This is a genomic window from Mycobacterium sp. (genome assembly GCF_032159775.1).
Lineage (GTDB): Bacteria > Actinomycetota > Actinomycetes > Mycobacteriales > Mycobacteriaceae > Mycobacterium.
Genome location: NZ_JAVHWK010000087.1, coordinates 1 through 12,858, shown reverse-complemented (window position 1 = coordinate 12,858; position 12,858 = coordinate 1). Strand labels below are relative to the sequence as shown.

11 protein-coding genes are annotated in these 12,858 nt (G+C 65.7%); 4 read left to right on the top strand and 7 right to left on the bottom strand.

From position 1 onward, the window contains the following. Nucleotides 1-5: 5 nt before the first annotated feature. Nucleotides 6-2,096 carry a transketolase gene (gene tkt / locus QOJ24_RS09320; RefSeq protein WP_526260701.1) on the bottom strand — a complete coding sequence of 697 codons (2,091 nt, stop codon included), beginning with the start codon at nucleotides 2,094-2,096 and terminating at the stop codon, nucleotides 6-8. A 194-nt stretch (nucleotides 2,097-2,290) separates the two neighbouring features. Here tkt and QOJ24_RS09315 point away from each other — a divergent pair, with 194 nt between their 5' ends. After that, nucleotides 2,291-3,223, top strand: coding sequence for a heme o synthase (locus QOJ24_RS09315; protein WP_526260700.1), 933 nt, complete (start codon nucleotides 2,291-2,293; stop codon nucleotides 3,221-3,223). A 94-nt stretch (nucleotides 3,224-3,317) separates the two neighbouring features. Here the strand turns inward: QOJ24_RS09315 and QOJ24_RS09310 are convergent, their stop codons facing one another. Then, nucleotides 3,318-4,289 (bottom strand): quinone oxidoreductase family protein, encoded by a 972-nt coding sequence (locus tag QOJ24_RS09310; protein ID WP_526260699.1) that lies wholly within the window; start codon nucleotides 4,287-4,289, stop codon nucleotides 3,318-3,320. Between the two features lie 21 nt (nucleotides 4,290-4,310). Between QOJ24_RS09310 and QOJ24_RS09305 the strand changes: the two genes are divergently transcribed. After that, entirely contained in the window at nucleotides 4,311-5,249 is a 939-nt protein-coding gene (locus tag QOJ24_RS09305) for an ATP-grasp domain-containing protein (RefSeq protein WP_526260698.1), read from the top strand. Here QOJ24_RS09305 and QOJ24_RS09300 read toward each other — a convergent pair. The 5 genes from QOJ24_RS09300 to QOJ24_RS09280 are packed head-to-tail and all read right to left on the bottom strand — an operon-like array spanning nucleotide 5,199 to nucleotide 10,686. Beyond that, nucleotides 5,199-6,155 (bottom strand): COX15/CtaA family protein, encoded by a 957-nt coding sequence (locus QOJ24_RS09300; RefSeq protein ID WP_526260697.1) that lies wholly within the window; start codon nucleotides 6,153-6,155, stop codon nucleotides 5,199-5,201. The genes QOJ24_RS09305 and QOJ24_RS09300 overlap by 51 nt on opposite strands. A gap of 53 nt (nucleotides 6,156-6,208) precedes the next feature. After that, nucleotides 6,209-6,985, bottom strand: coding sequence for an ABC transporter permease (locus tag QOJ24_RS09295; protein ID WP_526260741.1), 777 nt, complete (start codon nucleotides 6,983-6,985; stop codon nucleotides 6,209-6,211). Next, entirely contained in the window at nucleotides 6,979-7,887 is a 909-nt protein-coding gene (locus QOJ24_RS09290) for an ABC transporter ATP-binding protein (RefSeq protein ID WP_526260740.1), read from the bottom strand. The genes QOJ24_RS09295 and QOJ24_RS09290 overlap by 7 nt, the downstream gene beginning before the upstream one ends. A 53-nt stretch (nucleotides 7,888-7,940) precedes the next feature. Next, on the bottom strand, nucleotides 7,941-9,662 hold the full coding sequence (gene mptB / locus QOJ24_RS09285; protein WP_526260696.1) for a polyprenol phosphomannose-dependent alpha 1,6 mannosyltransferase MptB: 1,722 nt from the start codon (nucleotides 9,660-9,662) through the stop codon (nucleotides 7,941-7,943). Between the two features lie 16 nt (nucleotides 9,663-9,678). Then, nucleotides 9,679-10,686: an NADP-dependent oxidoreductase gene (locus QOJ24_RS09280; protein WP_526260695.1), complete on the bottom strand. Its 1,008-nt coding sequence runs from the start codon at nucleotides 10,684-10,686 to the stop codon at nucleotides 9,679-9,681. A 215-nt stretch (nucleotides 10,687-10,901) separates the two neighbouring features. Here QOJ24_RS09280 and QOJ24_RS09275 point away from each other — a divergent pair, with 215 nt between their 5' ends. Then, nucleotides 10,902-11,627, top strand: coding sequence for a helix-turn-helix transcriptional regulator (locus tag QOJ24_RS09275; protein WP_526260694.1), 726 nt, complete (start codon nucleotides 10,902-10,904; stop codon nucleotides 11,625-11,627). Continuing rightward, nucleotides 11,624-12,858, top strand: a 1,235-nt coding sequence (gene sufB, locus QOJ24_RS09270; protein ID WP_526260693.1) for a Fe-S cluster assembly protein SufB, incomplete at its 3' end; no start/stop codon positions are given. The genes QOJ24_RS09275 and sufB, both read left to right, overlap by 4 nt.

Below are 12,858 nucleotides of genomic sequence, written 5' to 3'. Positions count from 1 at the left end.
TCTAATCAGTTGTCCAGTGATCGTTCCGCGGCGGCCACGACCGCTTCGGGGGTGAATCCGAACTCGCGGAACAACGTCTTGTCATCGGCGGATTCGCCGTAGTGCTCGATCGACACGATCTCGCCGGTGTCGCCGACGAGCTTGTACCAACTTTGCGCGACCGCGGCCTCGACCGCGACCCGCGCCGAGACCGCTGGCGGCAGCACCTTGTCGCGATACTCCTTGGGCTGGGATTCGAACCATTCGACGCACGGCATCGACACCACAGTGGCCGTGATGTCCTTCTCCGCCAACAACTTCTGCGCCTCGACCGCGAGCTGGAGCTCAGACCCCGTGCCGATCAACACCACATCGGGGTTTTCGTCAGGCGCCCCACCGAGCACGTAGCCGCCCTTGGCCACACCGTCGCTGTCGGTTCCCTCGAGCACTGGAACGCCTTGGCGCGTGAGAATGAACCCGACCGGGCCGCTCCCATTGCCGCGCGCAAGAATGCTCTTCCACGCATAGGCGGTTTCGTTCGGGTCACCCGGACGAACCACCGATAGGTTTGGAATCGCCCGAAGCGCCGCGAGGTGCTCGATGGGCTGGTGCGTGGGACCGTCCTCGCCGAGCCCAATCGAATCGTGGGTCCAGATGTAAATGGTATCGATGTCCATCAGCGACGCCAATCGCACCGCGGGCCGCATGTAGTCGGAGAACTGCAGAAACGTTCCGCCGAACGCGCGGGTCGGACCGTGCAGCACAATGCCGGACAGAATCGACCCCATCGCGTGCTCTCGAATGCCGAAGTGCAGGACCCGGCCGTACCAGTCGGCCTTGAAGTCGTCGGTCGAGATCGACGGCGGTCCGAACGACTTGACGTCCTTGATCGTCGTGTTGTTGCTACCGGCCAGATCGGCTGAGCCGCCCCACAATTCGGGGAGTTTCGGCGCGACGTCGTTGAGAACCTGACCGAAGGCCGCCCGGGTGGCCAGCGGCTTGGAGCCGGGTTCCCAGTAGGTCACGTCGGCGTCCCACCCGTCGGGCAGCTCCTCGGCTACCAGCCGGTCGAGCAGCTTCTTGCGCTCGGGTTCGCGTTCGGCCCACGCGTCGAATTGCGGCTGCCATTTCTCGTGGGCTTCCTTGCCGCGGTCGACCAGCTTGCGGGTGTGCTCGATGACCTCGTCGCGCACCTCGAAGGTCTTGTCGGGGTCGAAGCCGAGGACGCGCTTGGTGGCGGCCACTTCCTCGTCACCGAGCGCCGAGCCGTGCACGCCGCCGGTGTTCATCTTTGTCGGTGCGGGATACCCGATGATCGTTCTCAGCGAGATGAACGACGGCTTGTCGGTGACCTTCTTCGCCTCGGCGATGGCGGCCTCGATGCCGACGACGTTCTCACCGCCCTCGACTTCCTGAACGTGCCACCCGTAGGCGCGATAGCGAGCGGGCACGTCCTCCGACAGCGCGATGTTCGTGTCGTGCTCGATGGAGATCTGGTTGTGGTCGTAGAACACGATGAGATTGCCGAGCTGCTGGGTGCCCGCCAGCGACGAGGCCTCGCTGGTAATGCCCTCTTCCATGTCGCCGTCGGAGGCGATGACATATATGAAGTGGTCGAACGGGCTGTCGCCGGGCGCCGCGTCCGGGTCGAAGAGGCCGCGCTCGTAGCGCGAGGCCATCGCCATTCCGACCGCTGAGGCCAGTCCCTGGCCCAACGGGCCGGTGGTGATCTCGACACCCTTGGTGTGCCGGAACTCGGGATGTCCCGGCGTCTTGCTCTTCCACGTGCGCAGGGACTCGATGTCGGAGAGTTCGAGACCGAAGCCGCCCAGATAAAGCTGGATGTACAGGGTCAGGCTTGAATGTCCGCAAGACAGCACGAATCGGTCACGTCCGAGCCAGTGCACATCGCTGGGGTCGTGGCGCATCTGGCGCTGAAACAGCGAGTAGGCGAGGGGCGCGAGGCTCATCGCCGTGCCGGGGTGACCGTTGCCGACCTTCTGAACCGCATCGGCCGCCAGCACCCGGACGGTGTCGACGGCCTCCGAGTCCACGTCGGTCCAGTCGTCCGGATGGTTCGGACGAGTAAGAGCCGAGATATCTTCGACTGTTGTCACCAGTTGACTCCTCAAATCGACAACCCTGGTCCACCACATACCCTAGTGCCGCCGGCGCAATCGTTGCAGGCCGCGTCGCGCATCATTGGCTGTTCATTCACCCATTCGACCCAGCTAGGTTCCGGGCGCCCCCGCGGTCTACCATCGCCTGTAGTAGACGCGGCGCGGTTGGCGCCCTTTGAGGAGTTATTTGCGTGGATATTCGCGAAGGCCCCCTGCTTGAGGGATCGCCTAGCCGAGTTCGCGCCACCCTCCTCGGCTACCTGTCACTGACGAAGCCGCGGGTGATCGAGCTGCTGCTGGTCACCACCATCCCCGCGATGCTGCTGGCCAACCGCGGCACTGTGGATCCGCTGCTGATCCTCAACACGCTGGTGGGCGGACTGCTGGCCGCGGCGGGAGCGAACACGCTGAACTGCGTGGCCGACGCCGACATCGACAAGATGATGAAGCGCACGGAGCGGCGCCCGTTGGCCCGCGACAGCGTTCCACGCAGCCACGCGCTGATCTTCGGTCTGCTGTTGTCGGTGGCCTCCTTCTTCTGGCTGTGGTGGACGACGAACATGCTGTCCGCGCACCTGGCCGGGGCGACGATCGCGTTCTACGTTCTCGTCTACACGCTGCTGCTGAAGCGCCGCACGTCGCAGAACGTGGTGTGGGGCGGCGCGGCCGGCTGCATGCCGGTGATGATCGGCTGGTCGGCGGTGACGGGCACGATTCAATGGCCTGCGCTGGTGATGTTCGCGATCATCTTCTTCTGGACGCCGCCGCACACCTGGGCGCTGGCGATGCGCTACAAGGAGGACTACCGAGCAGCAGGCGTGCCGATGCTGCCCGTGGTCGCCACCGAGCGACAGGTCACCAAGCAGATACTCATCTACACGTGGCTGACCGTGCTGGCCACGTTGTCACTTTCGCTGGCAACCGGTTGGCTCTACGCCTCCGTGGCGTTGGTCGCGGGCACCTGGTTCCTGGCAATGGCCCACCAGTTGTATGCCGGGGTGCGCCGCGGCGAGGCGATCAAGCCGCTGCGACTGTTCCTGCAGTCGAACAACTATCTGGCCGTCGTGTTCTGCGCGCTGGCCGTCGACTCGGCGCTCGACCTACCGACGCTGTTCAGCCGGTAGCTCACGCGGGCGTGAGTAACGCGATCACCGATATCGTTCCGCCGTCGGTGTTCACTACTTAGGCGCGCGAGCCGATTCCCGGAGGCCACCCGGTCTAGGGGACGAGCACGATGGAGCCGACGGTCTTACGGCTCTGAAGGTCGCGGTGAGCCCGCTCGGCATCTTCGAGTCGATAGCGCTCGCTGACCGTTACATTGATGGTGTCCGAGGCGATCGCGTCGAGCAGTTCTCCTGCACGCCAGGAGAATTCATCAGCACTGCGGGTGTAGTGGGCCAAGCTCGGGCGGGTCAGGAACAGCGATCCTGCGGCATTGAGCCGCTGCGGGTCGAAAGCCGGGACCGGCCCGCTGGATGCTCCGAAGAGGGCGAGCGTGCCACGCACCGCCAGGCTGGCGAGGCTCGCTTCGAACGTCGCCGCGCCGACGCCGTCGTACACCGCTGCCACCCCGCCGTCGGTCAGGTCCTTGACCTTGGCGCCGAAGTCTGCGGGATCCTCGGGGTAATCGAGCACCTCCGTCGCGCCCGCCTGCCTGCTCAACTCAGCCTTCTCCGGTGTCGACACGGTGCTGATGACCCGAACCGCCAGACTGGTGGCCCACTGCGTGAGGATGAGACCGACGCCGCCAGCACCGGCGTGCACCAGGACGTTGTCGCCCTGCTGCACCGGATAGACCGACTTGAGCAGGTAGTGCGCCGTCATCCCCTTCAGAAGCGACGCCGCCGCCACATCCGATGCCACGCCGTCGGGTACGTATGCACAGAAATCGGCTGGCGCCGTGCAGTATTCGGCGTAGGAGCCGTTGGCCTGCGCGGTAACCACCCGATTGCCAACCCCCAGCGCGGCCACATCCTCACCGACGGCCTCGATCGTCCCGCAGACTTCGACGCCGACGATGAACGGCAACTCCCGCTTATAGAGGCCCGATCGGAAATAGGTGTCGATGAAGTTGATGCCGATGGCCTCGGCTTTGATCAGCACCTCGCCGGGTCCGGGGGAGGGGGTGGGCTTGTCGACGTACTGCAGGACCTCGGGTCCGCCGGTTTCGGTGATCTCAATGGCTTGCATGGTGTCTATCATGCCTACGTCATGAAACTCGCTCGCCCCGACATCCGTCATCCCCGGATCGTGTTGGCCGGCTGCCCCGCGCTGCCGGAGGGCGACGGTGACGACGCCGAACTCGTCGACGTCCTGCGTCGGCGCGGACTGGCTGCCCGCTGGCTGTCCTGGGACGACCCGCAGGCGTTGAACGCCGACCTTGTCATCCTCCGCGCGACCTGGGACTACATCGACCGCCTTGACGACTTCCTGCGCTGGAGCACCCGCGTCGCCAACCTGTTGAACCCGCCGGACGTGGTCGCATGGAACACCGACAAGCGTTACCTGAGCGACCTCATAGATGCCGGGGTGCCGACCTTGCCGAGCAGCTTCTTCGCACCCGGCGAGAAGGTGCGGGTGCCGAAGGGCGAGGTGGTGGTCAAGCCTGCCATCGGGGCGGGATCGGTTGGTGCACAGCGTTTTACCGACGCCCGCTCCGCTCGCCAGCATGCCGCCGTCCTGCACGATGCGGGCAGTACCGTTCTCGTCCAGCCCTATGACCCCAGGGTGGAAAGCGGCGAGACGGCGTTGGTTTTCCTTGGCGGGGAACAGTCGCATGCCTTCACCAAGGGGCCGATGCTGCCGCCCGCCGGGCAGCGTCCGCTGTTCGATCCGTCCGGCACCTACGCCGAGGAGTCGCTGACCGCCGCCGATCCCGACTTCGAAGTGTGGGATGTCGGCCATGCCGCCCTGGATGCGGCGGCCGCGCGATTGAGAATCAGCGCCACCGACCTGCTGTACGCCCGCGTCGACGTGATCGGCGGGCCGGACAATCCAATGCTACTGGAGTTGGAGCTCGTCGAGCCGTCACTGGGGTGGCGTCAGCTCGACCGGGCCACGCGGGACCTTCAACAACGGAAGTTCGCGGTCGGCGTCGAGTCAGCGCTCGACCGGCTCGGGCTTGGTCCGCTCCCGCATCGACGCCCATAGGGCCGAGGTGGCCGCCGTACATGCGGCCGCTCCCGCCACGTGGATCGCCACCAGCGCGGCGGGCACACCGATCGCATACTGGACACGGCCCACCAACGCCTGCGCCGCAACGAGGATCAGTAGAACGACCAGCCGCCTGATGACGCGGCGGCCAGCGCCTGCCCTGCGAAGCGCGAAGCCCAGTACCAGCAGCAGTGCCAGATAGACCATCAGCACTACCGCGTGCAGTTGCACCAACGTGACGATTTCGACCTGTAGCCGCGGAACCGGGGCGTCGATGCTTTTGTCTCCGGCGTGCGGACCCGCCGCCGTCACCAGCGTGCCGGAGACCAGCTGCGCCGCCAAAACGACAGCGGTGACAATGGTCAGCTGCCGCAAAGGTTTTGGCGCGCGCGACGTAGGAACACCGTCGTCCGGCTCACCGATTTTCACGTAGAGCTGCACGGCAAGCCACACCATCGCCATTGATACCAGAAGGTGGATGGCGACGGTCCACCACAGAAGGCCGGTGAGCACGGTGATTCCGCCGATGACTGCCTGCATCACCGTCGAGGCCGGCATCAGCCAGGCGTACACCAGGACCTCACGACGACGACGGGCTCGCGTGACGGCCAGTACCGCCACCACGGCGGTCAGTACGACGAGGAAGGTGATCATCCGGTTGCCGAACTCCACGGCCTGATGGATTCCTGGCACTTCGGCATGTGGCACAGGGGTGAAACTGCCGGGGAAGCATTGCGGCCAGGTCGGGCAGCCCAGTCCCGATGCGGTGACCCGCACGATGGCACCCGTGACGGCGATGCCGCCCTGGGTCAGCACGACGGCTGCGGCGATGAGTCGCTGCGTGCGCAGGCTTGGCATCGGTAGGACGTCCACCGCGCGCATGAGAAGTCGTCCGATGGCCACGGCCCTGATCGTAGAGGATCGCAACTACAGACCGTAGTAGGACGGGGTGTTCCTCAGGTGAAACGGAACCAGCGCAGAGCGCACAGGGCGGACACACCGCCCCACGCGGCCAGCACGGCGATGCCGAACCAGTCCACCGACAGCGACATCGCCTGCGTCAACGCCTCGGTCAGAGCGCCCGAAGGGGTGAGGCGGGCCGCCCACCGCCCTGCTTCAGGCACGGCCTGGCCTTCGAGGGTGAGCGCGCCGAGCCCGGCGAAGACGAACCACAGCAGATTGGCGATGGCCAGCACGATCTCGGCGCGCAGCGTGCCGCCGACCAGCAGTCCCATTGCCGCAAAACCCGCGGTGCCGAGCGCGATGATGACGGCCCCCAGAATCAGGCCCACGATGTGCGGTCGCCAGCCCAGCGCAAAGCCGATGCTGCCCAACACGATTGACTGCAGGAAGACGACGGTGACCACGGCAAGCGACTTGCCGGCAATGATGCCCCACACGGGAAGTGCGGTGGCGCCGATCCGTTTGAGCGCACCGTAGCGGCGGTCGAACGCGACGGCGATGGCTTGCCCCGTGAACGCCGTCGAGATCACCGCCAGCGACATGATTGCCGGGACGAACGTCGCCGCCCGGTTCGGTCCGAACGAGCCGAGCGGGAGCAGCGTCAACCCGACCAACAGCGTTATCGGAATGAAGAGAGTGAGCAGGAGTTGTTCGCCGTTGCGCAGCAGCAGCTTCAATTCGAGCGCGAACTGTGCGGCCAGCATCCTCGGCACGGTCGCCGGACGCGGGTCTGGTGTGAACGTCCCGGACGCGAAGCGATTCGTCACGATCGCAACTCCCGCCCCGTCAAATCGAGGAACACATCCTCGAGGCTGCGCTGCTCCACCCGCATGTCGTTGGCCAGCACATCCAGCCTCGCGCACCACGCGGTCACCGTCGCCAGCACCTGCGGGTCGATGTGCCCTTCCACTAGGTATTCGCCCGGCGAGGGCTCGGAGGCCTTATATCCCTCGGGAAGCGCCGAGATCAGCAGAGACAGGTCCAGCATCCGTGGGGCCCTGAACCTCAGCTGGTTCTCCGCGCCGCGGTTCATCAGCTCGGCCGGAGTGCCGCTCGCCACCGCGACACCGCGGTCGATGATCACCAGCCGATCGGCCAGCTCCTCGGCTTCGGTCAGCTGATGGGTGGTCAACACGACCGTCACACCGTCGCGGCGCAACGCATCGATCAACTCCCACACCACAATTCGCGCATGAGCGTCCATGCCCGCGGTCGGCTCGTCGAGGAACACCAGCTCGGGGCGGCCGACAACCGCGCACGCCAGCGCCAACCGCTGCTGCTGTCCGCCGGACAGACGGCGATATGTCGTCTTCGTCGCTTCGGTCAGGCCGAGCGTCTCCATCAACCATTGCGGATCCAGTGGGTCGGCGCTGTAGGACGCGACAAGGTTGAGCATCTCGCCGGCCTGCGCCGCCGGGTACGCGCCGCCGCCCTGAAGCATGACGCCGATGCGTTCACGCACTTTCGCGTTGTCGGTGACCGGATTGAGGCCGAGAATTTCGATGCTGCCCGCGTCCGGTTTGATGAAGCCCTCGCACATCTCGACAGTGGTCGTCTTGCCCGCACCGTTGGGCCCGAGCAGCGCCAGCACTTCGGCGTATTGCACTTCGAGGTCGAGATCGGACACCGCGGTCGTTGACCCGTAGCGTTTGCACACCCCGCGCAGGCGCACGGGGGCGACCGACGAGCGCTTGCGCGAGGAGTCAGCGGCAGTGGAGCCGGAGGTCACGGAGATTCAGCGTAGGCGTCAGCCTTCGCCGCCTGCGGGCGCGGTAACGAAGGCTCGACGGGCACGGGCTCTGCAACCGGCGCGACGTCGAGCTCCGGGCCGGGGTCCGGCAGCTTCCGCCACGGCAGTCGGTAGTAGGTCACCATGATCAACAGGCTCACGATCACGGTGCTGGCAGCGGTCGCCAGCAGGATCTGAAAGACGGTGAAGCGATCCCCGTTGGCCGTCGGGCCGAAGATTCCCACCATCAGGGTCACGACGATGGCGGTGGTGCGGAATGAGCGCCGCGTCGCCCAAGCCGCAAGCGGGATGACGGCCCACAACACGTACCAGGGCTGCACCACGGGGAAGAGCAGGACGGTCATGCCGAGCGCGACGCCGAGGCCGCCGACGGGATGCAGGCGGCCTCGAAGCACCGCCAACAGCAGCCAGGTCACCAGGATCGCGATGATGAACACGCCGATGCCACGGGTCAGCCCGAGGACCGCGGTGGTGTGATCGCCCAACCCGAGCAGGATGCCCACCTGTCCGGTGCCGAGCGCCAACAACGTCGGCAGCGACATCCAACTGCGAACCACGTTGGCGGTGCCGAGCGTGAAGAGCCAACCGAATCCCAGCCCGCTTGCCCAACCGATCACGGCCATCACCGCAACCGTCACCGCCGTGAGCGATCCGCCCGAGATGACGAACGCCTTGAGTGTGCCGCCCCATCGACACGCCAAGGCCATCGCGACGAAGCCGACGGCCAGCAGTCCCGGCAGCTTCACCTGAGACGACAGCGTGATCAGCACGACGCCGGTGATCAGCATCGCCATCGGTCGCCATCGAACCCATTGGTCGCGAGACTGCGGCCAGGCCCACGGTTTGGGCAACAACGGGGTGTCGGCGTACACACCGCGCAGCGCGAACTCGGTGCCCGCCAGCATCAGCCCCAGCATCAGCGCCTCGTTGTGGATGCCCGCCACCAGATGCATGATCAGCAGCGGGTTGGCAGCCCCCAGCCACAGCGCGCTGACCTCGGCGACGCCGCAGCGCCGCGCCAGCCGCGGCACCGCCCACACGATGAGGCCGACGCCCAACAGCACCACAAGCCGGTGAAACAGCACGGCGAAGACGATGTTCTCGCCCGTCACGGCCGAAATGCCTTGGCCTATCCATAAAAACAACGGGCCGTAGGGTGCCGGGGTCTCGCGCCACATCGTCGGCACCGACAGCGTGAAGACGTGGTCGAGCCCCAACCCGGTCGCCGGCCCGACCTTGTACGGGTCGAGGCCGTTGATCGCGATCTCACTCTGCGCCAGATACGAGTAAACGTCCCTGCTGTACATCGGCGGTGCGATGAGCAGTGGGAGCACCCACAGCAGCAGCGTGCGGTCGAGTTGGCTGCGGGTCATCCGGCGCTCTCCGAGGGCGAAGCGGCCGAGCATCAACCACGCCAGCGTCATCATCACCGCACCGGTGGTCGTCATCGTCAGCGAGACGGTCTGGATGCGCGATGGAAGGTTGAGCAGTCGGACGCCGAACGTTGGATCCTGCACGACGGGACGGGCGCCGACGCCGAGAGCGCCGATGGCCATCAACACTGTGCCGGTCGCGCCGAACAACCGGGTCCGGCGCAGCGCGATCAGCTCGGCATCGTTGAGCGGCGAGCCGACGGTCCGTTCATCACCGTGCCAGCCGGCAATCGAGGTGGAAAGGGACCATAGGCGCAACGCCATCACTGCAGCGTAGCGGTCAGAGCGCGACGATCACCTTGCCGGTGTTGCCGCCGCTGAACAACAGGTTGAGCGCGTCGGGTGCTGCCTCCAGCCCCTCGACGATGTGCTCGGCAGCCTTGATTTTGCCCTCGGCGATCCAGCCGGCCATTTCCATCTGCGCGGCTGGGAAGCGGTCGAGGTAGTCGATGATGATGAAGCCCTCCATGCGCCCGCGCCGCACCAGCAGGTTCAGGTAGTTGCTCGGACCCGGCGGAGGTCCGTCGCTGTTGTAGGTCGAGATCGCGCCGCACAGCACGACACGGCCGCGCAGCGCGAGATTCCCGAGGCAGTCGTTGAGGATCGACCCGCCGACGTTGTCGAAGTACAGATCGATGCCGTCTGGACAGGTTTGACGAAGCCGGGCGGCGACGTTCTCGTTCTTGTAGTCGATCGCCTCGTCGAAGCCGAGTTCGTCGACGATGTACGCGCACTTCTCGGCGCCGCCCGCGATGCCGACGACCTTCTTCGCGCCCTTGATCTTGGCGACCTGGCCCGCGGCCGAACCGGTGGCGCCAGCCGCTCCAGAGATGACGACCACGTCGCCGGCGGCGATCTGCCCGACGTCGGTGATGCCGAAGTAGGCCGTCATGCCGGTGACGCCGAGGATGCCGATGGCGATGCCGGGGGAGATGCCGTCGGGCAGCACCTGCATCGCCCGCTCACCCGCATCGGTGATCACATAGTCCTGCCAGCCGGTCATGCCGAACAACAGTTGGCCGGGTGCATAAGCATCGGTGCGGCTTTCGATCACCTCGCCGACGCCGCCGCTGCGGACGACCTCGCCGATCTGAATCGGCGGTAGATAGCTGGGAACGTCGTCCATCCACGTGCGAATCGTCGGGTCGATCGACAGGAAACGGACCTTGACCAGCGCCTCGCCGTCCTGCAGCTCGGGCACGGTCTCGGTTTCCAACCGTGTCGTGTGCTCATCGACCAGGCCGGACGGGCGTTGGGCCAGGACTAGGCGTCGGTTCTGCTCGCTCATACGGTGATCGTAGGTGCGGCGCTATCGCTGGCTCGCCGCGTCCATTCGGCCAATATCCCGCGAAACGGAATTCCAGCACCGAAAGTGCGAGTAGGACCGTCCGTGGGTTCCGTCTCGCGAGGATTCGGGCAATGTCGACCACATAATCGGGCGACGTTGCCCACATAAGGGTGGCCTTGCTTTACCGCCACCGGGAATTCCGTCACAATGGTGTTGTGAAAATACGTCCGGAGGTTGACCGCCACACCCGTGGCGAGATCATCCAGCTCCTATTGGAGTCCGGACCCATAACCGCAGGTGAGATCGGCGAGAACCTCGGCATCTCTGCGGCAGGCGTTCGCAGGCACCTCGATGCGCTGCTGGAGGCCGGCGAAGCACAGTCCAGCGCTGCCGCTGTCTGGCAGCACCACGGCCGTGGCAGGCCAGCCCGGCGGTACCGCCTGACCGCCGCGGGCCGCGCCAAGCTCGGTCACGCCTACGACGACCTGGCGGCTGCGGCCATGCGCCAGCTCCGCGAAATCGGAGGCGACGACGCGGTCCGCACCTTCGCGCGGCGCCGCATCGACACGATCCTGTCGGGAGTAACCGAGGGATCCGATGATGTTGAATCCACTGTCGATCGTGTGGCAGCTGCACTGACCAAGGCCGGGTACGCCGCTACCGCCACCCAGGTGAGCGGACCCCTTCACGGGATAGAACTCTGCCAGCACCACTGTCCGGTGTCGCACGTCGCCAAGGAGTTCCCGGAGTTGTGCGAGACGGAGCGGGAAGCGTTCGCCGAGGTGCTGGGTACTCATGTGCAGCGGTTGGCCACGATCGTCAACGGAGACTGCGCCTGCACCACGCACGTGCCACTGAACCAAGAACAGCAACAGCAACCAGGCCTTCGGCACACAGCCCACGCCGGAGCCACCAAAACCAAGCAAGGAGCGTCGACATGACGACCACGCCCGAGGCCTTGACCCAGGAACAGACCATCGAGTCGCTGGGTCGCTACGGCTATGGCTGGGCCGACTCCGACGTTGCGGGCGCCAGCGCGCAGCGCGGACTGTCTGAAGCGGTGGTGCGCGACATCTCGAGCAAGAAGAGCGAGCCCGACTGGATGCTCGACGTTCGGCTCAAGGCGCTGCGCGTCTTCGACAAGAAGCCGATGCCGAATTGGGGCAGCAACCTCGAGGGCATCCATTTCGACAACATCAAGTATTTCGTGCGCTCGAGCGAGAAGCAGGCTGCGACGTGGGATGACCTTCCCGCCGACATCAAGAACACCTACGACAAGCTCGGCATCCCCGAGGCGGAAAAGCAGCGGCTGGTGTCGGGTGTCGCCGCGCAGTACGAGTCTGAGGTGGTGTACCACTCGATCCGAGAGGATCTAGAGGCGCTGGGCGTCATCTTCCTCGACACCGATACCGCGCTGAAGGAACACCCGGAGATCTTCAAGCAGTACTTCGGCACGGTCATCCCGGCCGGTGACAACAAGTTCTCCGCGCTGAACACCGCGGTGTGGTCGGGTGGTTCGTTCATCTACGTGCCCAAGGGCGTTCACGTCGACATTCCGCTGCAGGCCTACTTCCGGATCAACACCGAGAACATGGGCCAGTTCGAGCGGACGCTGATCATCGTCGACGAGGACGCCTATGTGCACTACGTCGAGGGCTGCACAGCGCCGATCTACAAGAGCGACTCGCTGCACAGCGCGGTCGTCGAGATCGTCGTCAAGAAGAACGCCCGCGTGCGGTACACGACGATCCAGAACTGGTCGAACAACGTGTACAACCTGGTCACCAAGCGGGCCACCGCCGCCGAGGGCGCCACCATGGAGTGGGTCGACGGCAACATCGGCTCCAAGGTCACCATGAAGTACCCGGCGATCTTCCTGCTCGGCGAGCACGCCAAGGGCGAGACGCTGTCGATCGCGTTCTCCGGCGAGGGCCAGCACCAGGACGCCGGCGCCAAGATGGTGCACGCGGCGCCGCACACCTCGTCGTCCATCATCAGCAAGTCGGTGGCGCGCGGCGGCGGCCGGACGTCGTACCGCGGGCTCGTCCAGGTGCTGGAGGGCGCGCACCACTCGGCGTCCACGGTGCGCTGCGACGCGCTGCTCGTCGACTCGATCAGCCGGTCCGACACCTACCCGTACGTCGACGTACGCGAGGACGACGTGTCCATGGG

Coding starts and splice junctions, on each gene's coding strand:
- QOJ24_RS09310 (WP_526260699.1), bottom strand. CDS start 4,289: ATGCAAGCCATTGAGATCACCGAAACCGGCGGACCCGAGGTCCTGCAG.
- QOJ24_RS09305 (WP_526260698.1), top strand. CDS start 4,311: ATGAAACTCGCTCGCCCCGACATCCGTCATCCCCGGATCGTGTTGGCC.
- mptB (WP_526260696.1), bottom strand. CDS start 9,662: ATGGCGTTGCGCCTATGGTCCCTTTCCACCTCGATTGCCGGCTGGCAC.
- QOJ24_RS09280 (WP_526260695.1), bottom strand. CDS start 10,686: ATGAGCGAGCAGAACCGACGCCTAGTCCTGGCCCAACGCCCGTCCGGC.